The sequence below is a fragment of the Streptomyces sp. PA03-5A genome, from assembly GCF_033792725.1.
Lineage (GTDB): Bacteria > Actinomycetota > Actinomycetes > Streptomycetales > Streptomycetaceae > Actinacidiphila.
Genome location: NZ_JARAVL010000028.1, coordinates 33,554 through 53,903 on the forward strand (window position 1 = coordinate 33,554; position 20,350 = coordinate 53,903).

The 20,350-nt window shown below is 71.9% G+C and carries 17 protein-coding genes and 1 pseudogene; 13 read left to right on the top strand and 5 right to left on the bottom strand.

Features of this window, described 5'->3' with window-relative positions; translation table 11 throughout:
* Positions 1-85 precede the first annotated feature (85 nt).
* On the bottom strand, positions 86-700 hold the full coding sequence (locus PV410_RS30250) for a TetR/AcrR family transcriptional regulator (RefSeq protein ID WP_500328940.1): 615 nt from the start codon (positions 698-700) through the stop codon (positions 86-88).
* Positions 701-977: 277 nt separating this feature from the next.
* Between PV410_RS30250 and PV410_RS30255 the strand changes: the two genes are divergently transcribed.
* Positions 978-2,165, top strand: coding sequence for a PucR family transcriptional regulator (locus PV410_RS30255; RefSeq protein ID WP_500328941.1), 1,188 nt, complete (start codon positions 978-980; stop codon positions 2,163-2,165).
* Positions 2,166-2,447: 282 nt separating this feature from the next.
* On the opposite strand, the gene PV410_RS30260 is transcribed toward PV410_RS30255, so the two are convergent.
* On the bottom strand, positions 2,448-3,182 hold the full coding sequence (locus tag PV410_RS30260) for an ABC transporter ATP-binding protein (RefSeq protein ID WP_500328942.1): 735 nt from the start codon (positions 3,180-3,182) through the stop codon (positions 2,448-2,450).
* 185 nt (positions 3,183-3,367) lie between these two features.
* Here PV410_RS30260 and PV410_RS30265 point away from each other — a divergent pair, with 185 nt between their 5' ends.
* The 8 genes from PV410_RS30265 to PV410_RS30300 all read left to right on the top strand — a co-directional run bounded on the left by PV410_RS30265 (position 3,368) and on the right by PV410_RS30300 (position 14,033).
* The gene (locus PV410_RS30265; protein WP_500328943.1) at positions 3,368-6,037 is read left to right on the top strand and encodes an ABC transporter permease family protein; all 2,670 of its coding nucleotides are present in this window, start codon (positions 3,368-3,370) and stop codon (positions 6,035-6,037) included.
* On the top strand, positions 6,001-6,624 hold the full coding sequence (locus tag PV410_RS30270) for an FtsX-like permease family protein (protein ID WP_500328944.1): 624 nt from the start codon (positions 6,001-6,003) through the stop codon (positions 6,622-6,624). Before PV410_RS30265 ends, PV410_RS30270 begins: the two co-directional genes overlap by 37 nt.
* A gap of 170 nt (positions 6,625-6,794) precedes the next feature.
* Positions 6,795-9,542 (top strand): FtsX-like permease family protein, encoded by a 2,748-nt coding sequence (locus tag PV410_RS30275; protein WP_500328945.1) that lies wholly within the window; start codon positions 6,795-6,797, stop codon positions 9,540-9,542.
* Complete coding sequence (locus PV410_RS30280; protein ID WP_500328946.1) at positions 9,539-10,519, top strand: ATP-binding cassette domain-containing protein; 981 nt, start codon at positions 9,539-9,541, stop codon at positions 10,517-10,519. Before PV410_RS30275 ends, PV410_RS30280 begins: the two co-directional genes overlap by 4 nt.
* A gap of 346 nt (positions 10,520-10,865) precedes the next feature.
* Entirely contained in the window at positions 10,866-11,213 is a 348-nt protein-coding gene (locus tag PV410_RS30285; RefSeq protein ID WP_500328947.1) for a hypothetical protein, read from the top strand.
* A 1-nt stretch (position 11,214) separates the two neighbouring features.
* Positions 11,215-11,391, top strand: coding sequence for a hypothetical protein (locus PV410_RS30290; RefSeq protein WP_500328948.1), 177 nt, complete (start codon positions 11,215-11,217; stop codon positions 11,389-11,391).
* Between the two features lie 248 nt (positions 11,392-11,639).
* Positions 11,640-12,026 (top strand): nuclear transport factor 2 family protein, encoded by a 387-nt coding sequence (locus PV410_RS30295; protein ID WP_500328949.1) that lies wholly within the window; start codon positions 11,640-11,642, stop codon positions 12,024-12,026.
* 336 nt (positions 12,027-12,362) lie between these two features.
* Positions 12,363-14,033 carry an FG-GAP-like repeat-containing protein gene (locus tag PV410_RS30300; protein WP_500328950.1) on the top strand — a complete coding sequence of 557 codons (1,671 nt, stop codon included), beginning with the start codon at positions 12,363-12,365 and terminating at the stop codon, positions 14,031-14,033.
* Positions 14,034-14,162: 129 nt separating this feature from the next.
* Here PV410_RS30300 and PV410_RS30305 read toward each other — a convergent pair whose 3' ends face one another.
* Positions 14,163-14,366, bottom strand: a complete 204-nt coding sequence (locus PV410_RS30305) for a cold-shock protein (RefSeq protein ID WP_499512323.1) — start codon at positions 14,364-14,366, stop codon at positions 14,163-14,165.
* A 264-nt stretch (positions 14,367-14,630) separates the two neighbouring features.
* Here PV410_RS30305 and PV410_RS30310 point away from each other — a divergent pair.
* From PV410_RS30310 to PV410_RS30320, 3 genes and pseudogenes are all read left to right on the top strand, one after another.
* Positions 14,631-14,696 (top strand): annotated as a pseudogene (locus PV410_RS30310) (PadR family transcriptional regulator); the annotation flags it as partial.
* A 96-nt stretch (positions 14,697-14,792) separates the two neighbouring features.
* Positions 14,793-15,500: an aminoglycoside 3'-phosphotransferase gene (locus PV410_RS30315; protein ID WP_500329013.1), complete on the top strand. Its 708-nt coding sequence runs from the start codon at positions 14,793-14,795 to the stop codon at positions 15,498-15,500.
* A 75-nt stretch (positions 15,501-15,575) separates the two neighbouring features.
* On the top strand, positions 15,576-16,295 hold the full coding sequence (locus PV410_RS30320; protein ID WP_499512318.1) for a vWA domain-containing protein: 720 nt from the start codon (positions 15,576-15,578) through the stop codon (positions 16,293-16,295).
* On the opposite strand, the gene PV410_RS30325 is transcribed toward PV410_RS30320, so the two are convergent.
* The gene (locus PV410_RS30325) at positions 16,282-16,854 is read right to left on the bottom strand and encodes a hypothetical protein (RefSeq protein ID WP_500328951.1); all 573 of its coding nucleotides are present in this window, start codon (positions 16,852-16,854) and stop codon (positions 16,282-16,284) included. The two genes, PV410_RS30320 and PV410_RS30325, sit on opposite strands and share 14 nt — an antisense overlap.
* Before the next feature lie 209 nt (positions 16,855-17,063).
* On the opposite strand from PV410_RS30325, the gene PV410_RS30330 reads away from it, so the two are divergent.
* Positions 17,064-18,419, top strand: coding sequence for a hypothetical protein (locus PV410_RS30330; RefSeq protein WP_500328952.1), 1,356 nt, complete (start codon positions 17,064-17,066; stop codon positions 18,417-18,419).
* A 265-nt stretch (positions 18,420-18,684) separates the two neighbouring features.
* Here the strand turns inward: PV410_RS30330 and PV410_RS30335 are convergent, their stop codons facing one another.
* Positions 18,685-20,346 (bottom strand): IucA/IucC family protein, encoded by a 1,662-nt coding sequence (locus PV410_RS30335; protein ID WP_500328953.1) that lies wholly within the window; start codon positions 20,344-20,346, stop codon positions 18,685-18,687.
* Positions 20,347-20,350 lie beyond the last annotated feature (4 nt).

The following is a 20,350-nucleotide window of genomic DNA, read 5'->3' on the forward strand; positions in this document are numbered from 1 at the left end:
AGAATTCAGGCGGACATCCTTGTGGAAATCACAGGAGCCCGCCCCGACTGCGTGATCGCCGCGGTCGGGGCGTCCGGTGCCGGGTTCACGCGGAGGGCCTGCCCGCGCGGAGCGCGAAGTGGGAGCCGTTTTCGGTGACGAGCCGGGTGAGCTGCTCGGCCAGGGCGTTGTCGGTGGGCGTGTCGGTCATGAGGCGTCGGTAGAGGATGGTGCCGGCCCAGATGTCCTGGACGAGGTCCGTGTCGAGGTCGTGGGGGAGGTCGCCGCGTTGCATGCCGCGGCGCAGCGCGGTGGCGATGTTCTGGCGTTTGCGGTGGAGGAAGGTCTCGCGGAAACGGGTCATGAGCTCGGGGTGGGGCAGGAGACCCGCGGCGAGGGCGGGCAATGAGGCCGCGATGTCCTCGTTGGTGTAGTTGTCGATGGTCATGTCGACGGCGTGGCGCAGCTCGGCGTGGGTGTCGCCGAGGTCGGGGATTTCCTCGGCGCGGAAGATCTCGGCGAGGGCGTCGGCGATGAGGGCTTCCTTGTTCGGCCACCAGCGGTAGATGGTCGACTTGCCGACGCCCGCGGCGGCCGCGACGGCTTCGATGGTCAGTGCCGGGTAGCCCTGTGCCGACAGGACACCCCGCGCCGCGTCGAGGATCTTTGCAGCGGACCGCGGCCCACCGGTCGGCGGGCCCGAGGAGAATTCCAGCACCATTGCAAAAACGATACGTATCGTTTCGTTTGATGTCAAGGACATGCTGCCGCGCTGCCGAGGCACGTGCGGCAGCGGGTCAGGGCCCAGGCCGGGCGGAAGGCTTCGTCTTGCCGCCCGAAGAATTTTCCGGATATGAAATCCGCTGCATGGAGAAGGCTTGGCCGAATGAATTCAGGTGCGGAATCGGAGGTCGATCACTCGTCTCGGCTCCGGGGATGCAACGTGGGGTGCTGAGGTACCGTGGAAATCGCCGTCCGTTCGAAGGGCCAGGATTCTCGTGAGCGCACAACAAGCGGATCTCTCGAGCACTGATGATGCCGTTGCCGCGGAGCTCTCCGCGCTCTACCGGTGGGCAACTCAGGAGGTAGGGGATCTGGTGCCTGCCATCGTGGACGACATCCGCGGCCAGGTCGGATCGTTCGAAGCGATGCCGCGCGCCGAGCACGAGGAGGCGGTGCTGGAGCAGTACCAGGCGTTCCTCGCCTCGCTCCAGGAGAGGCGAGCACCCACCGGCCGCGAGATCGAGGCTGCTCGAGAACTCGGCCGGAGGCGAGCCCGGCAGTTCGTTCCCATGGAATCGGTCATCACGGGCTTCCACATCGGTTACCGGCATCTGTGGAGCATGCTGCGCCAGGAGGCCGGCAACAGGCAGACGGCGGCCCTGCTCGCCCTGCTGGAACTGGTGGACCAGACCTGGGCGTGGGTGCAGCACATGTGCGGCGCCGTGGCCGACGGCTACTCCGAGACGAGCCGAGGCAGGGAAACGGCCCTGGTCGAACTTCGGCACCGATTCGTCGAAGCCCTCTACGCCGACGGCGCGCAGGGCGAGGACGGGTTGTGCATGGCCCGCGCCCTGGACTTCGATCCCTACGCTTCCTTCCAGGCCGCGTGCGCGCCCGTCGAAGCCTGGTCCGACACCCATTTCGACCTCTTGCGGCGGAAGCTGCACGCGAACGGCGGCACGCTGCACGCGGTGATCCACGGCGAGCGCGTCGTCATCCTGGCGCAAGGCATGATCATCGCGGACGCCGGCGAATTGCTGCCTGCGGGAGTTGATCCGGTTGCCGGGATCGGCATGCCCAGGGCCGGACTGGCGGGTGCCGCGGAGAGCATCGGCGACGCGGAACGGGCACTTGTGGTCGCCCGGGAACGGGGGTGCACGGTGTCCTTCGATGACAAGTGGCTCATCGCCACCCTCCTGCCCCAGCGTGATCGGCTGGCTCCTCTCGTGCGCTCCACGGTGCCGCGCAGTCACCCACGCCTCGCCGAGGCCGTTCTGGCTTTCGCGCACAACGGCTTCTCGATCAGCGCGAGTGCGGCGGTCCTGCATCTGCACCCCAACACCGTTTCCTACCGGCTGGATCGCTGGCACCACCACACGGGCTGGGACCCTCGCAGCTGGGACGGGTTGGCCCGCTCCCTTGCCGCCATCGTGCTGTACCCGCCGGAGAACCCTGGGCGCTGATCCAGGCGCGTACACCGCCCTGAGCTGGGCATGTCGAGCGTCGCTCACGTCCTGCTCACATACGTCGTGCTTGGGTACGGGCGAAAGTGCGCCGGGAAACGCGCGCACTCGCGGAGGGTGCACGCGTCGGGAATCCCGGCGGTCGGTCCGCCATTCGCGGTCCCGCTGCCCTCGGAAGGCCCGACCTTGCTCTCAGTCAACGTCGGGCGGCGCGTGAAACGCGCCGCCCCTCAGCCTCGCGACCATGCCGTCGACGCTGCACGTTTCATGGCGGGCCCATGGTCAGTCGGTGGGCGTGATGTGGCCGTCGCGGAGTTCCAGGACGCGGTCGGCGAGGGCGAGGAGCTGGGGGTCGTGGGTGGCGACGAGGGCGGTGACGCCTTCGCTGTGGACGACGGCGCGCAGGAGTTCCATGACGGCGCGGCCGGTGTCGGCGTCGAGCTGGCCGGTGGGTTCGTCGGCGATGATCAGGGCGGGGCGGTTGGCCAGGGCGCGGGCGATGGCGACGCGTTGTTGCTGGCCGCCGGACATCTCGCCGGGGCGCTGGTCGGCGTGGCCTTGCAGGCCGACCAGGGAGAGCAGGAGGGCGACGCGTTCTTCGCGTTCGCGGCGGGGGGTGTTGCGCAGTCGCAGGGGGACGCCGACGTTCTCGGCGGCGGTGAGGATGGGCAGCAGGCCGAAGGACTGGAAGACGAAGCCCATGCGGTCGCGGCGCAGGGCGAGCAGGTCGCGTTCGCCCAGGCCGCCCAGCGCGGTCCCGTCGACGGTGACGCGGCCGGCGTCGGCGCGGTCCAGGCCGCCGATGATGTTCAGCAAGGTCGTCTTGCCCGAGCCCGAGCGGCCCTTGAGCGCGACCAGTTCACCCCGGGCCACGGAGAAGGACACCCCGCCCAGGGCGTGCACCGCGGTGTCCCCGGCACCGAAGGTGCGCACCAGGTCCTCGACCACCACCATCGCCTCGGAGGCCGCCCCGTCGCCCCCCGGGCCCTCACGCCGTTCCAGCGCTATCTCAGTCATGGCGGGCAGCATAGCCAAAGCAGGAGAAATAGCAACAAATTCACTGGAGTCGGAGGCTGCCAGGAGTACCGGGCCTCGCGTCGCCCCGTCGGTCAAGCCGTGACCGGGGCGGGGCTGAGATGAACGGGTTCGTACTTCTGCGCCTGCGTGCGCACCGTCTCCTGATCGGCGCCGCGGTCCTGTCCGTGCTCCTCACCACCTGCGCCGTGACGGCCCTCGCGGCGTTCAGCGACGCTGTTGGCGAGGCAGGAATCCGGCGCGCGCTCCAGGAGCAGTCCGCCGCCCGGACGCTGATCGAGGTGACAGCCGACGTGGAGGGCGAGGACCGAACAGCCGTCGACCACGGCGTGCGCGCGACGGTCGCCGGTGCGTACGACGGCCTGCCGGTCGAGGCGAAGGCGGTCACCCGCTCGCGTGCCTACGGACTGCCGGAAGCGCTGCGGTCAGGTCCGGCGCGCGGCGACGACTCGGACCTGACGTTTCTCTCCACGTTGGACCGTGCCCAAGTGAGCATGGTGGACGGCGTCTTTCCCGGCAGGCCCACCCCCGGTGAGCCGCTTCCCGTCGCGCTGCCGGAGACAGCGGCGTCGGCGCTGAAGGTCCGCACCGGGCGGATCGTGACCCTCTCGGACCGGCTCCGTGACACCACACTCACGGTCCGGGTGACGGGGATCTTCCGGCCGGTCGATCCAACGGCGCCGTACTGGCGTATCGACCCTACGGGGGGACGCGGCATTCGGACGCTGTCGTTCACCACGTACGGGCCCATGCTCGTCGATCCGCAGGTGTTCGCATCCGGGGCCGTCCCCGCCGCCGAGATGGCCTGGCAGGCACACGCCGACTTCTCGGCGATCACGACGGCGCGCTTCGGCCGCGTGAGCGCCGGAGTCCGCGAGGCGACACGGCGTCTGGAACACATGTCGACCGATGGGTCGATCGCGGCGAGCAGCGAATTGCCGGGGCTGCTACAGGAGTTGCGCAGGACACTGCTGGTGACCAGGTCGACCTTGCTGATCAGCGCCTCGCAGCTGACGCTACTGGCCGCGTTCTCGTTGTTGCTGGTCGCCCGGATGCTCACGGCGGAACGTGCCGAGGAGGCCGCGCAACTGCGGGCTCGGGGTGGCTCACGCACCCGTATGGTCGGCCTGGCGGCCACCGAAAGCCTGCTGCTGGTCGTACCTGCCGCGGTGCTGGCCCCGTTCCTGAACCGCCCGGTCATGGGGCTGTTGTCCGGGTACGGCGCGCTGGGCCGGACGGGAGTACGGCTGGAGGCCCAGCCGGCGACCGCTTGGGGCATGGCGGCGCTGACAGCTTCGGTGTGCGGGTTGTCCCTTGTCGTGCCCGCGTTGAGAGCATCGAGTTCCTATGCGGCTGAGCAGGCGGCGCGGAGGCGGCAGCGTGCACTTCCGGGAGCCGTGCGGGCCGGCGCCGACGTGGGGCTTGCGGTCGTGGCGGGACTCGCGTACTGGCAGTTGTCGCGCAGAGGGGCGGCGACAGGGACGCTGACCACCGACACCACCGGCGAACTGGGACTCGACCCGGTGCTGGTCGTCGCCCCGGCGATCTGCCTGCTGGCAGGCGCGGTGCTCGCCCTGCGCCTTCTGCCGCTTGCAGTACGGCTCGGAGAACGGCGGGCGGCCAGGGCCCATGGCTTGTCGGCGTCGCTGGTGGGCTGGCAGCTGGCACGCCGCCCCGGCCGGGGGGCGTCCCCGGTCCTGCTGCTGGTCCTGGCCCTGTCGATCAGTATCTTCGCGATCGGCGAGAACAGCAGTTGGACCCGCTCGCAGAAGGACCAGGCCGACTTCGCCGTGGGTTCCGACATCCGTGTCACCGGTTCCACGACTCCGCCGCTAGGGCAAGGCGGCGTGTACGACCATCTGGCCGGCGTCGCGGCAGTGACACCGGCCTCCCGTACCCAGGTGGCCCTGCCCCGTGACAGGACGGCCACGGTACTCGCCATGGACACCACGGCGGCGGCCGGGATCATGCGGCTACGTGGGGATCTGGCGGAACGCCCCCTGGTGGAGACCCTGCGGACGCTGCGTCCCGAAGACGACAGCCGGGCGCGTGACGTCGGATTCGTGGTGCCGCCCGACACGGACCGTCTGCGATTCGCCGTCCGGCTGGAGTCGCGGGACTCCCACGGCCGGGCGAAGCCGACCAGGGTCGCCGATCGGCTCTGGGCGACCTTCACGGACCGCTACGGGGTGCTGTACACGTTCTATCTCGGCGAAGTGATCGCCGACGGCCGGGTGCACACCTTGGACGCGAATCTGGGCGCCGAGACGGGTCGGGCACGTGACGCAGGGTCGGCCGGACCTTTGCGGATCACCACCCTGAAAGCCGAATACGGCATGCCCAAGTCCGCGGCGCGTCACCGCCTGACGATCGGCACGGTGGACGCCGTCGACGTCGAGGGCGGAGTCAGGCATCTCACACCGCAGGCCGACACGACATGGACATCCCGGATTCGCCAGTTCCTGGACGTCACCAATATCAGGGGGAGCCACAAGGCCGGATTGCCCGGAGAGCCCCCACGGTCCGGCCGTGACACCCTCCTCGCCGTCGACTACGACACAGGTGCGAACTCCAAGACGTTCCTGTCCTACGCCGCATCGGTCACGGTGTCGGCGACCCCGCCGGCTCCCGAGTCGGTGCCGGCAGCCGCCACCGACGCCTTTTTGAGGGCCACCAATGCCCAGGTCGGCAGCAAAGTGCTCCTCGACATGGGGGGACGAAACTCAGCGTCCGCATCTCGGCGGCCCTGCGCGCACTGCCCACCACGGCGGCTGGGTCTGCCGCCGACGACGGAGGCGCGGTGCTCCTCGACCTGCGCACCGCGAGCCGGGTCCTGACCGCCATGGACCTGCCTGGTCCGGAGCCGGACGAATGGTGGGTCGCCGTACGACCCGGCTCGTCTGCCCGGGTCGCAAGCGCACTTCGCGACCGCGGCGACATTTCTTCCGTCATCGTCCGCGCGGAGCAGCAGGCCGAGTTTCAGGACGACCCCCTCGGCGCAGGTCCGCTGTCCACATTGCCTGTGGCAGTGCTCGCCGCGGTCGTACTCGCCCTGGCCGGCTTCTGCGTGGCCGCCATCGGCGCGGTCAGAGAACGGCTGCAGGATCTCGCCAAACTCCATGCGCTGGGGGCTTCGCGTCGGTCGCTGATCCGCGTGGTGGCTGCCGAACAGGGGCTGCTGGTGCTCATCGCGGCGGGCAGTGGCGCGTTGCTCGGCAGCTTGCTCACCACAATGGTCGTTCCGCCGATCGTGCTGACGTCGCGGGCGGAGAGTCCGGTGCCCGGTGTCCTGGTCGAGCTTCCCTCCGGCCCCGTCAGCACGCTGTTGCTCCTGGTGACAGGCGTGTCCTTGCTGCTCGTCGTCTTGATGGCCGGGCGATTCGCCGACCCGGTTCGGGCACTCCGCGGCCGGGGGGAGCAATGACCCGCTGGTCATGACCACGCGACGAACATTCGGACGCCGGCTGCGGAAGATCCCCAGGCCTTGGAGCTCACGATTACGTGTGAGGTACGTGCCCCGGCAACACCAGGGCGTTCCTCGCGGGCCTTCGATTCCCTATCCGGCAAGGCCGGTGCACCCTTTGAAGGAAACTGATGGCTAAGTCCCACGTTCCGCGCGGCGGCGACGTGTCCCTGATCCGCTCTCGGCTGCGGGCCGCTCCAGGTGCGGCTCTGGCCCTGGCCGTTTTGGTGTTGGGAACCGCCTTCGTGACGGCGATTCTGCCAGGCGCCGTCGCGGCGTACGAAAACGAGGCACTCCTGCAGAGGCTGTCCCAGGCGTCGGTGACCGGACGCAGTGTCAGCACGTCGTTCAACGCGGGCTGGGGAGAGGTGGGCCTCGTCAGCCCCGCTTCGCTGAAGGGCGACGAGGAAAGCATCCGGAGCATATTCCACCCTCCGTTGTCCACCGTCCTCACGACGAGGGACATGGTCAGCGGCGTGCGGTCCCTCGCGCCCTTCGAGGCCGGCGACAGAGCACTGCCCCGGCCCACGGGAACCGTGGACCCGCAAAGCACCGTCGTCGCCCAACCCGACCTGACCACCCATGCCCGGCTGGTCGACGGTCGGCTCTACCGACGACTGGGCGATCCCCGCCGCGTCGAGGCAGTGGTCACGGACCGTACCGCCGGCACCATGGGACTACACGCTGGTTCAGAACTCCATCTGCTGGACTCACACGGCGCGGAGCTGACGGTCGGGATCACCGGGATCATCCACCCCGTTCGGCCGGAGGCGCCCTATTGGAACGCAGAAAAAGATCTGCGCGCGCCGAAGCTGAACAGCCGGGCCGGCCCACCCGGCGGCGGCCCCGAGCAGTACTGGCACTTCACGGTGCTCATCTCTCCCGAGGACGCGCAGGGGCTGACCGCTTTCGGCGACGGAGCCACCGTGTACTTCCACCACCCTGCGGACGCCGGCCTCGTGAAGGTCCGCGACGTTCCCGCGCTGCGCGACCAGCTCGACTCGCTCATTGCCGGGCCTGACGCAGCGGAGTTGCGCGACAGCCGACCGTACATGGGGGAGATCGCCGAAGACGGCCTGTCGGCGCTGCTGGGTTCCTTCGACGAGCAACGCACGGCGGCCGAACCCCTGGTCCTCGTCGCGATGGTGGGTGTGGCGGCGGTTGCCGGGATCGTCCTCCTGATGGCCGCGGCTCTGCTGGTCGATCGTCGGCGATCCGAGCTGTCGTTGCTGCGGGCCCGGGGCATCAGCCTGTGGGTACTTGCGGGCCGGCTGCTGGCCGAGAGCGCGCTGCCGGCGATTCCCAGTGCGGCGGCCGGTGTGCTGCTCGCGCTGACTGTCGTGCCGACGGAAAACCGTGGGTTGCCGGTGTTGCTGGGGGCGCTGGTCGGGGCCTTCGCCTCGCTCGCCCTACCGCTGCGTGCGGTGGCCATCTCCGTGCGTCCCATGCCCGCCCGGCGCGCCGACCTCACCCGGGTACGACCCGCACGGCGGCGAGTCGTGGCGGAACTGACCGTCACGGTGATCGTGATCGGTTCGGTGGTGGCGTTGCGGCAACGCGGAACGGCGGACGGTGCCGCGGACGTGCTGACTGCCGCGGCGCCCGTGCTGGTGGCAGTGGTCGCCGCGCTGGTGCTGCTGCGGCTGTACCCCTGGCCGTTGCGGCTGCTGGCGCCGCCCTTCGCGCGGCTCGACGGGGCGGTGCTGCACCTGGGCCTGGCGCGTGCCGGTCGAGCCCCGTCGATGTCCGCTCTGCCGCTCATGGCGCTGCTGGTGGCGCTCGCGGTCACCGCCTTCGGTGGGTCCGTCCTTGCCGGTGTCGAGGAAGGCCGCGACAGGGCCGCCCTGCGGGCGGTCGGCGCCGACGCGCGCGTCGAGACGTCGACCGGGCTGCCTGCCGGCTTGGAGTCACGAGTACGCGAGGTCCACGGCGTGCGGGATACGTCGGCGGTGCGGATCGAGAGGGACTTGTCGACTTCGTCCGGTGTGAGGTACAGCCTGGTCATCGCGGATCCCGCACAGTACGGACGCGTAGTGTCGAGCACCGGCACGGGCGCTCCGTTCCCGACGCTTGCCGGCCGCGGTCGGGAGCCGTTGCCGGCGGTGGTTTCGCCGGGGCTGGCCCGTGCTTTCAAGCAGGGCATGGGGAATGTGCGTTCTTCCGCGGGCCGGACCCCGATACGGGCCGTCGCCATCCGAGATGTCACTCCGGCCTTGGGCGGCGGCGAGTTCGTCGTCGTCTCCGCGCTCGACATGACACGGAAGCACGCCCGGGCGGCCCCGCAACTGTCGGCTCCTACGACCCTGCTCGTCACAGGATCGGCCCTGCGGGGTCCGCAGTTGCGTGCCGTCGTGCGGCAGGCCTCGCGGCACGCGCAGGTCACGCTCCGGTCAGAGGAGCGGGCGGCGTACGGCATCTCAGCCCTGCAGTCCGGCGCACAACGCGTCTACCTGGCCGCGATCGTCACCAGCGCGGGCTTCAGCGCGCTGGCGTTGTTGTTGTCGTTGCTGCACAACGCGCCGCAGCGCAAGGCGTTGCTGGCGCGGCTGCGGACGATGGGGATGACGGGTCGTCAGCGGCAGTGGCTGGCGGTGCTGGAGATGCTGCCGCAGGTCCTGCTGGGCGCCCTGGGCGGTGTGCTGGTGAGCGTGGCCACCGTGCCGCTGGTACGCCCCGGCGTGGACCTGGTGGCGCTGGCCTTCACCGTCCGCACACCGGCCACCGACCTGTCGGGCGCGGTGCTGCGCACCGACGTGGCGTCGCTGCTGGTACCCGCGGCCGCGCTGGTGGTGCTGGCGTGTGTGGTGCTGGCCGTCCAGGCCTGGCTGACAGGACGACGAGGAGAAGGAACCGAACTCCGGATGGGGGAACGATCATGACTCAGAACACGTCCGGCACCGCCGAGCGCGGCAACGTCACACTGGCGGACCTGGAACGCCGTGTCACCGAGAGCCGGGAGCAGCCCGCCTACGGGCATGACGCGCTGATCGTCTGCGACCGGCTGGTGCGGATCTTCACCGCCCAGGGCGTGGAGGTCCAGGCCCTGCAGGGCCTGGACCTGCTGGTGCAGCAGGGCGAACTGATGGCCCTGGTCGGCGCGTCGGGCAGCGGCAAGTCCACCCTGCTGAACATCCTGGCCGGGCTGGACACCCCCACCGCAGGCGCCGCCTCGGTGGCCGGCTTCGACCTGCTCGCACTCGACGCCGCCGCCCGCCTGCGCTACCAGCGCGAGGTCGTCGGCTTCGTCTGGCAGCAGACCTCACGCAACCTGCTGCCCTACCTGACCGCCCTGCAGAACGTCGTCCTGCCCATGCGGCTTTCCGGCCGGGTCAAGGGCCGCAAGGCACGCACCGACCGCGCCACCGAACTGCTGGACCTGATGGGCGTGGGCTACTGCGCCGACCGCCGGCCCCAGCAGATGTCCGGCGGCGAACAGCAGCGCACCGCGATCGCCGTCGCGCTGGCCAACCACCCCTCGCTGGTACTGGCCGACGAACCCACCGGCCAACTGGACTCCGCCACCGGCGAGCAGGTCTTCAACTCCTTCCGCACCGCGAACAAGGAACTCGGCACCACCATCGTCGTCGTCACCCACGACCAGGCCGTCGCCACCGCCGTCGACCGCACCGTCGCCATCCGCGACGGCCGCACCGCCTCCGAAGTCGTCCGCCGCACCAGCGTCGACGACGAAGGCCGCACCACCGTCCACGCCAGCGAGTACGCCACCGTCGACCGCTCCGGACGCCTCCAACTCCCCCGCGACTACACCCACGCCCTCGACATCCGCAGCCGCGTCATGCTCGAACTCGAACCCGACCACATCGCCGTCCGCCCCGATCGCCCCGAAGAGGACTGAGCCGGCGTGCTCACGAGGGCAGGTGCCGACGTCCCCTGAGGCCGTGGACGACCTCCACCAAGCCGATTCGTGATCAGCCGTACCGCCAGCCGTGGCAGACGAGGCGCAGGGACAGTCCATGTCCCGGCTCACGGCCGGGGCAGGACCCCGACCGGGAAGGGCTCCGATCAAGGCAGTCCGGCCAACGGCCAGGAGCACGGCCCTGCTTGGCCTTCAGTTCGCCGAAGAACGTCTCACGCCCGGTTCACGCGGGGTTTGGTCGGATGGGATCGAGCGCGGGAAGGGCAGCTGCCGGTACGTGGCCAGCTCCCAGCCCATCCGAATCTCATGGAACGAGAGACTTTCGATGCGTACTTTTGTCAAGCGCACGCTCGCGACCTCTGTGGTGCTGGCCGCCGCGGCGGCGGCGCTGGTCGTGAACGTCCAGATGAGCAGTGCCGTCGATGGGGCGGACCACGAGTACACCTCTGTGTACAGCGGACCTTTCGACGTGGCCGGGCGGACAGACTACGCACAGTGTCTGCGCGAGCACGGCGTCGACGCGAAGGACCCTGAACCGAAGCCGGAAGCGAACTCCATGTTCGCCCGGATGGCGGACGGCAGCGCGCTGCCGGGTGACCGACCCTGCTTTCAAGGCGTGCGAGTCGCGTGCGGGCAAGGGGAACACCGTGTCGCTGTATGTGAGCCCGGATGACATGAAGAAGCACAGGGACTTCGCGACCTGTGCACGTGAGAACGGACTGCCCGGTTACCCCGACCCGGACCCGCGGACTGCCCAGGTACCGGACATCATGTCCTTCACGAAGAAGCAGTTCTACGCGGCATGGGAGGCCTGCCACGCCCTCGCGCCGCAAGGTCCGGCCGGCGGCTGAGCTGCTCGGAACCGAACGCAGCAGCCCCAGGCAGCCGGGCGCACTGTCGTGGCGCCCACGACAGGCATTCCGCAGGGCGTGAACGATCGTGTCCCGCTGTTGTCGGGCGGCAGCAGGACACGGTGGCGCCCGGCAGCCGGTCCTTCGACCATGGGACCAGAAGTCACGGTGCCGGGAAAGCCGCCTAGAGCACGCTCGGTCGGCACGCCAGTTGCGCGGCACCTGACTACCTGAGCAAAGATGCGCGCGTGAGCCATGAACCAGACGAGGTGAGCGAGGCGATAGCGGGCGAGCTGCGTCTCATGGATCCCAGCGTGCGGGCGTCACGGTCCCTGACCGGGCAACTGCTCGACCCTGAGTTCGTCGAGGTCGGCGCCTCGGGCCGGCGATGGACCTATGCGCACATGCTGGCCGAGCTGTCGGACATGGAAGGCAGCTCCGAAGACGGTCCCCGTTACGAGCCCACGGACGTCACGGGGGTCGTCCTGGCTCCCGGACTGGTGCACCTCACGTACGAGACGACGATCAACGGTCGGCGGGCGCGCCGCAGCTCACTCTGGCGCAAGCGGGGCAGCGGAGCGCCGTGGCGGATGTACTACCACCAAGCCACTCCCGTGCCGCCGGAAGTCGAATAGCGGCGGATTCCGCATCGAGGGGGTCACCAGCGCGGAGGCCGTGCCACTCTCGTGCCGGAACGGGCGGGGAGTCAGGGGGAATCCCGGTGCGCAGAGGGAATCCCCTCAGGTCCACAACGCACGGGATCCCGACCCGACGGTCACCGTCGGGTCGGGATCCCGGCGTTCGGGCCTCGGTTCGCGGGTTTCCCGCCCGGCGAGCCGTGCCGGGGGCGGAAGGGCTGACGCCGATGGAACGGAAAGAGCCCGGTGGGTGAACATCATCCGCCGGGCCCGTTCGTGTGCTGCCGCGGCTTCCGGGCTGCTGGGGCGACTGTTACGGTCCTTGACAATTGCGTGGGGGGTACAAACCGGGGGTCTCTCAGTGCCGCTTCCGGCCGGACGGCGGTCGTCTGGTACCGGCAGGGCAAGGACAACTACAACTTCACCGACCTGGACACCGGCAGCGTGCTGCGCAAGCTCCCGGAGGGGTCGCGCTGGGCCCTGTGGGGACGCACCCTGTGGACGCCGACGGGGACGACGGGCGTGGCCGCCCAGGACCTCCGTACCGGCGCACGGATCACCAGCTTCTCCCTGACGGGTTGCTCCGACAGCGCGGCCCTTGCGGCGGTGGGCCGCTGGGTGCGCTGGGCGTGCCCGAGCGGGGACACGGTCAAGGGCGGCGTCTACGACACGGTGACCAAGAAGCAGGTCGCGCTGCCCTACACGGGCGTCCAACGACTCGGCGATGGCTTCGTCGTCTCGCGTGAGAGCGACGGTGTCCTGACCCTGTACGACGTCCACACCGGCACCGTGGTGAAGCGGACGCTCGCAGGCAACTCCGTCTCCTGGTCGGTGGACCCGTACACCGGCTACGTCGCCTACACCGACACCGCCCAGAACGTCCACGTGCTCAACGTCGCCGTACCCGCGTCCGCGTTGAGCGTGCCGGACGCGCAGGTCGGCACGACCGTCGACACCGACTCCACCCCCGTGGGCTGGCGCGGGAAGTGGTGGCTGTCCAAGCCCGCCGCGTCGTGGAAGCTGGTGCTCAAGCGCAAGGCGACCGGCGCGGTGGTGCGGACGGTGAGCGGGGGCGCGGCCCGGGCCACGATCAGCGCCGTCTGGGACGGCCGGGACGCCAGGGGTGCCCTGCTGGCCAACGGCGCCTACACCTGGACGCTCAGCGCCGTCCCCGCCGACGGCGCCGGCGCGGCACTGACGACCTCCGGAAGCGTGAAGCTGAGCGGTGGAGCGGCCGTACGACGGGACTTCGCGGGCGGTGACGGCTTCGGCGAGCTGCTGACGCTCACCTCCTCCGGCACCCTCGCCTTCCAGAAGGGCAACGGCGCCGGGAAGTTCTCGGGCACGCTCTCGGGCGCCGGGTGGCCCGCCGGCATCACCGCGGTCCCCTACGGCGACGTGAGCGGTGACCGGTGCAACGACGTGATCGTGCGCTTCAGCAGCGGCACCCTGCGGGCGTACAAGCCGGGCTGCGGCAAGGCGGTCACGACGTCGACGCCGTACACCTCCCTGGGCACCGGCTTCCAGCAGTACAACGTGCTGACCTCGCCAGGGGACGTGACGGGCGACGGCCGTGCCGATCTGATCGCGCGCAAGTCCTCCAACGGCGACATCTACCTGTTCGCCGCGACGAGCGGTGGGAAGCTGGCGGCGGGCAAGCGGATCCGGGCGTCGTGGGACGAGTACAAGAGGCTCATCGGCGCGGGCGATCTGAACGGGGACGGGTTCGGCGATCTGCTGGCCCAGGACAAGTCCAACGAGCTGTGGCGCTACGAGGGCGACGGCAAGGGCGCGTTCAAGGCCCGGGTCCGGGTCGCGAAGGACTGGGGCGCCACGTACAACGCGGTCGTCGGCGTCGGTGACATCACGGGCGACGGCAAGGCCGACCTGGTGGCCCGGGACACCGCCGGCGTCCTCTACCGGCAGACCGGTCACGGCAAGGGCACCTTCGCCGCCCGTGTGAAGATCGCGACGGGCTGGAAGGCCTACAAGAGCGTGTCCTGAGTCGTTCCCGGCCGGCGGACACGCCCGGCGGACACGGCCCGGCAGACCGAGTTGCGGTCTGCCGGGCCGCCGCGCCTGGGGTCGGCGCCACCGCGGGTGGCGTGACTCAGTGCGCGGGGCAGGGGCCCGTCAGCCGCGGACGATGTTCTCCGCCTGCGGGCCCTTCTGTCCCTGCGTCACGTCGAAGGTGACGTGCTCACCCTCCGTGAGCTCGCGGTAGCCGTTGCCGGCGATGTTCGAGTAGTGGGCGAACACGTCCGGCCCTCCCCCGTCCTGCTCGATGAAGCCGAAGCCCTTCTCCGCGTTGAACCACTTCACGACGCCAGATGCCACGGTGTTCGTCCTTCGCATGCTGCTGCTGCGGCGCACCCAGGGCGCGCCGGCGGACCCTCGATTCCGGGCCGCCGCTCCTTGCTTACCCGATGATGTGCTGCCTTCGCCAGCGAATACGCCTGCGTCGGCGCAGGTGTCTTCGCGGGTCGTGTGTTCCCCGGTGGCGGGGGGCCCGGGCCGAGGGTTGTGAACGGGCCTTCATGGAGCGCACCTTCGCACGGCAGGTGCTCGCGGCGAGCGTTGGCGGGGCCCGACATACTCGGTATGTCGATCCGCCACGGGCTGCTCGCCCTGCTGGAGCACGGGCCTCGCTACGGGGCCCGGCTGCGCGCCGCCCCGGCCGCGGGACATGGGCTGGCCTTCGGCGGGGTTCGGGGGGAGCATGCGACGGTGGGGATTTCGGGGCCGCCGGACGGCGAGGTGGAGGTGCCCGCGCCGATCGGGGCGCTGGCGGGGGAGCGGACGCCGCTGCCGGTGTGGCGGAACGAGGCGGGCGGGGTGACGTTCCGGCTGGGGGCGGGGGAGGACCGGCTGTTCGCCAAGTGGGCGCCGGCGGGCTCGGGGCTGGATCTGGGGGCCGAGGCGGAGCGCCTGGAGTGGGCGGGCCGCTTCACACCCGTGCCGCCCGTCCTGGAGCACGGGGCGGACGGGGACGGGGCCTGGCTGGTGACGCGCGGGCTGCCCGGGGAGAGTGCCATCAGCCCGCGCTGGACGGCGGATCCCGGCACCGCGGTGCGTGCGCTGGGAGCCGGGCTGCGCGCGTTGCACGAGCGGCTGCCCGTGGACCGCTGCCCGTACGACTGGTCCGTCGGCACCCGCCTGGAACGCGCCCGGCGGTCGGGCAGGGACGTGCCGGGGGACCTGCCGCCGGCGCCGCCCGTCGAGCGGCTCGTGGTGTGCCACGGCGACCCCTGCGCGCCCAACACGCTGCTCGGGGAAGACGGGACCTGGTCGGGCCACGTCGACATGGGCGCCCTCGGGCTGGCCGACCGCTGGGCCGACCTGGCCGTCGCCACCTGGAGCACCGAGTGGAACTACGGCCCCGGCTGGGAGGACGCGCTCCTGGACGCGTACGGCATCGCCCCCGATCCGGAGCGGACCGCCTTCTACCGGCGGCTGTGGAGCGTCACCTGACCGGTGACCCCGGGCGGGTGGAGGTGGCACGATCGGGGCGGAAGAGGAAGCGCGAGCGTGAGGGGGCGGGGCGCAATGGCCATCGGTCTGGAGAAGGTGCAGGCGGCGGCGCCCGGGCTGGTGAGCCTGTACAAGGGTGCCCGGGTGTCGCTGGAGAAGGCCGGGGTCGCGGGGGAACGGGCCGCGGTGTACCTGGTGCTGGACCGGTCCGGCAGCATGCGGCGGCACTACCGGGACGGCACGGTGCAGCGGCTGGCCGAGCAGGCCCTGGGGCTCGCGGCGAACCTCGACGACGACGGGGTCGTGCCGGTGGTCTTCTTCTCCACCGAGGTGGACGGCGTCGCCGAGATCGGCCTCGACGGCTACGAGGGGCGGATCAACGCGCTCCACGACAGCTACGGCCACATGGGCCGCACCAACTACCACCTGGCGATGCAGGCGGTGATCGACCACTACCGGGCGTCCGGCGCGACGCAGCCCGCGTTCGTCATCTTCCAGACGGACGGCGGTCCTTCCTCACGCACGGCCGCCGAGCGGCTGCTGTGCTCCGCGGCCGGGTTGCCGCTCTTCTGGCAGTTCGTCGGCTTCGGGGATCCGGAGGGCAAGGACTTCGACTTCCTGCGCAAGCTGGACGAACTCCCGGTGCCCGCCAAGCGGGTGGTGGACAACGCCGGTTTCCACGCCGCCGGGGAGGAGCCCGCGGCGGCGTCGGACGCCGAGCTGTACGCGGCGCTGATGGAGGAGTTCCCGCAGTGGCTGGCGGCGGCGCGGGCGGCGGGCGTCATCCGGGGCTGACGGTCACCTCGGCGGGACCGGCGGTGGGTGCGGCGGCCGCCTCGACGAGGCGGTCGAGTTCGGCGGCCGACCCGGGCGCGAGCCGGTAGACGCCCTGGAGGCCGACCGACCGCATCAGACGGCCGTCCTCGACGAACCGCAGCCGGCGTTCGGCGCGGCGCGAGCGGTAGGTGAGCCGTTCCAGCAGCTCGCCGGGGACGGTGGTGCCGAAGTCGAGCGGGGTGCCGGGTGGGCCGACCAGTACCTCGGACACGCAACCGCCCTCCAGCGGCGACCAGTCGGGCAGCTTCGCCAGCTCGTCCGCGGCCTCCTCGTACGGGATGATCCGTGCCACCTCCAGGCGGCCCAGCACATGGAGCCTGGTCCGGTGGACGCGCAGCGGGAAGACGCGGTCGCCGGGCCGTACGCCCGCGAGCCGGAAGCTGGGCAGGGACTGGTGCGGGCCGCCGAACAGGACGCGGAGCGGGCGTCCGGTGTAGCCGTCGCGCGTCAGCCGGCGGCAGAGGTCGTTGGTCCACAACGTCGTGAAGGACTGCGGGGCGTCGGACGGTTCGGACATGGCGGCCACGGTAGGGGGCGGGACCGACAACGTCCGCGGCCGGGGCGGGGGGCGTGGCGTGTGACCGAGGTCATGGCAGGGCCGGGGGTGGATCCGTCACGGGGCGCCCGGGCCACGTGGGATGCTCGGGGCGGTTGTTACCCGTCGGTAAGTCGCGGGTCGCCCTCTCTGCCGTGCGTACCCCCCACCACACGCTCCGAGGACCCTCCATGCGCGCATCCGCCTCCAGGCACGTCCGCTTGGCCGCCGCCGCGGCCGTCTCCCTGCTGCTCGCCGGGTGCTCGGCCGCCGCCGCCCCCTCAGCCGCCACCTCCGCCCCGGCCGCACCGCCGTCCGCCACCGCGCGGGCCGCGGCCGGCGTCCAGGCCGCGCCGTCCCACGGCCTCGCCGTCAAGGCGGCGCCCACGAACACCTCGACCGCCGTCGCCCGGGCAGGCGGCGACGGGCGCGCCCGGCGGGCGGCGCTCAAGGTCGCCTCGTACGACGACAGGACCCGGCGGGCCGTCATCTCCGCCGCCGAGGCGCCGCGGACCGGCGACGTGATCGCCAGCGGTCCTGCCCCGGGCGCCCCCGACGGGCTGCTGGCCGAGGTCACCCGCGTCCTGGACGGCGACGGCACACGGACCCGGGTCGAGACGGCGCCCGCCACGATGAGCGCCCTGCTCGGCCGGGACAAGGCCGAGGGCACCGTGCCGGTCGACCCCGCGGAGGTCGACGTCGAGCCCCTGGTGGCGGACGTCGAGGTCTCCCGGGCCACGCCGGGCAGCCGTACGACAGGCCCGGGCGGTGCCCGGTTGCCCCTGGGCAGCCTGCGCCTGGACGTCGGCGCGGAGGGCGGGGTGCCCGCCGCGGGCCTGCGGGTGTCCGGTTACGTCGAGGTCGCGCCCGAGGTCGAGTTCTCCTACGACGGCGGTCCGGCGCTCTCGCCCGACGCCGCGTTCCTCGGCCTGTCGGGACGGTGGACCTCCGGCTGGGAGGTGCGCGGCCGGGCAGCCGTGCCGGCGGACGGCGGCCGGCCGCTGCGGGTGCCCTTCGCCAGGCTGCACGCGGACCCGGTCATCCAGGTCGGGCCGGTCCCGGTGGTCGTCAACCTCGACCTGACCTGCTACCTCCAGGTCGAGGCGGACGGCACGGTGAGCGTCGACGTACGGCAGGACCTCAAGGGCGGCTTCCGCCTCGGCGGCGACTACGAGCGGACCGCGGGCTGGCGGCCGGTCACCGCGGCCGACATGACGAGCACCCCGGTCCGCGCCGCGCTGACCGCCACCGGCCGGGTCAAGGCCACGGTCGGCGCCGAGGCGAGCGTCGGCCTGTACGGGGCCGTGGGGGTCACCGCCGACCTCGCGCCCTACCTGCGCGGTGAGGCCACGGCCGGCGCCGCGTCCCGGGGCAGCGCCGGTTCCGCGGCCCTGGCCTGGACGCTGTACGGCGGTGTGGACCTCACCGGGGCGCTGCAACTGCGCCTGGGCGTCTTCGGCACCCCGCTCATGGAGCAGCGCGTCCCGCTCGGCGCCCTGCACCGCGAATGGCTCCTGGACGACGGCTCCCTCCGGCCGAGGGCCTGACCCCGGCCCGATGCCCAGCTCCGGCCGCCGGATCGGGTGGTCAGCGCAGGGGGTTGGGCAGGCCCGTCCAGTGGTCTTCGTTGGTGGCCCGGGCGGGGCGCACCCGTGTGCTGGTCGCCACGTGCGCGTCCGTCCTGGCCTTCTGTCTGGTCGGCGGCCTCTCGTTGTGGCCGTTCCGGCACGGGGGAGCGGTGCGCTGCTCGTGCCGTTCGGCGGCGTCATCTGGTCGCCGGGCGCGAACGTCCCGGGCCGCCGGATCGGGTGGTCAGCGCAGGGGGTTGGGCAGGCCCGTCCAGTGGTCGCCGCTCGCGGAGGTCTCCAGCCGCATCAAGGTGAGCGCCTTGACGGGGAGTTCGGGGGCGGCGAGCAGGGCCGCGCGGTCGGTGCGGGTGTCCGCCGTGGCGGGAAGGGCGTCGAAGGCACGGGCGGCCTCGGTGCGCACCGCGGCCCACAGCCGTGCCTCGGTGGGGCGATGGGCCTCGCCGAGCGCGGAGACGAGGCTGCCGAACGTGGTGGCGACCAGGGAGCCGTAGAGCTTGGCGTGCAGGACCGCGGGGTCGTCGCTCAGGCCCCGGCCGAGCGGGGGCACGGTGATGCCGTGCCGGGCGAGGCGGGCCGGGCTGATCCGGACGTCGGCCAGGTCGCGGTAGACCAGCCGCAGCGGCCGGGCGTGCCGGTCGAGGACGACCAGGAGGTTCTGCCCGTGCGCCTCCAGGGCGACGCCCTGGGACAGCAGCCGCAGCATGGCCGGCAGTGCGAGCCGGGCGAAGGCGGTGAGCCAGGCGGTGCCGTCGTGCGGGGCGCTCGGTCCCGCGGCCGTGAGCAGTGAGCGGAGCAGGGGCGGCCCGCCGTCGGCGGGCCGCCCGGTGAGCGCGGCGACGGGCAGCACGCTCTCCCCGGCCGCCGGGTCGGCGAAACCGGACGGGGACTCCCGCAGCAGCGCCGCGAGGTCGGGGCTGGCCTCACCGCCGACGACGGCGGCGGCCGCCGCGAGGTTGCGGGTGACGCGCAGCGTGCCGCCGCCGAGCCGCAGGGTCAGCTCGTCCAGCAGCGCGGACAGCGGCTCGCTGTCGGTCACCGAGCGGGCCGAGATGTCGCGGACGGCCGAGGTCATCCGCATGCTCAGCGCCGTCTTCAGATGCGGCCCGCCGTCGAGCGGGGCGAGGGTGCGCACCGACATCAGCGGCCGGGTGGGGACCGCGGCCTCGGCGTACGGGCGCAGCCCCAGGGCGGGCAGGATGTGCCGGGTCTGCCAGGGGTGGACGGGCAGCAGGACCCGGTCGCCGTCGCGGAACCGGTCCGGCCAGGCGCCCGTGACCAGGGAGCGGGCGGCCGGGACGGCGACGAGGTCGAGGGCGACGACGGGCCGGTGCTCGGGCCCGTAGGCCAGTTGCTCGGCCACGGAGAAGCCGGGACGGCTGCGGCAGCACGGGTGGTAGGGATGGCCGTCGACGACGCCCTGCTCGAAGGAGGCGAGGGTCGGCGGCCGGCCGCCGTGCCCCGCCAGGCCCGCGGCGCCCGCCAGGGACAGGGCCAACGAGGCGACGCTGTCGTCGAGTTCGTCGCGCAGCAGGCCCGATCCCGGCAGCCCTAGGGCCTCCACCAGGGCGGCCGGGTGGTCGTGGGACCGGCCGTCCAGCAGCAGGGGCAGGGCGGGCTCGTCCGGCGACCCCAGGTCGTGCGGCAGCCGCCGCGGCCCGGTGAGCACCCGGCCGTCGAGGAACAGCACGCGGTCCGGGCCGCGCGAGGCGATGCCCGGCAGGGGTTCCAGGAGCAGGGCACGCCACAGACGGCCGAGGACGGCGGCGCGCGCACCGGGGAGCGCGGCGGTGTACGCGTCGTGCAGGTCGGGGCGGAGCGTCGCCAGCTCGGTCGCGAACGCCGTCTCCAGGGGGCGCCGCGTCGCAGCCGCCGAGTGCGGGTACATGATG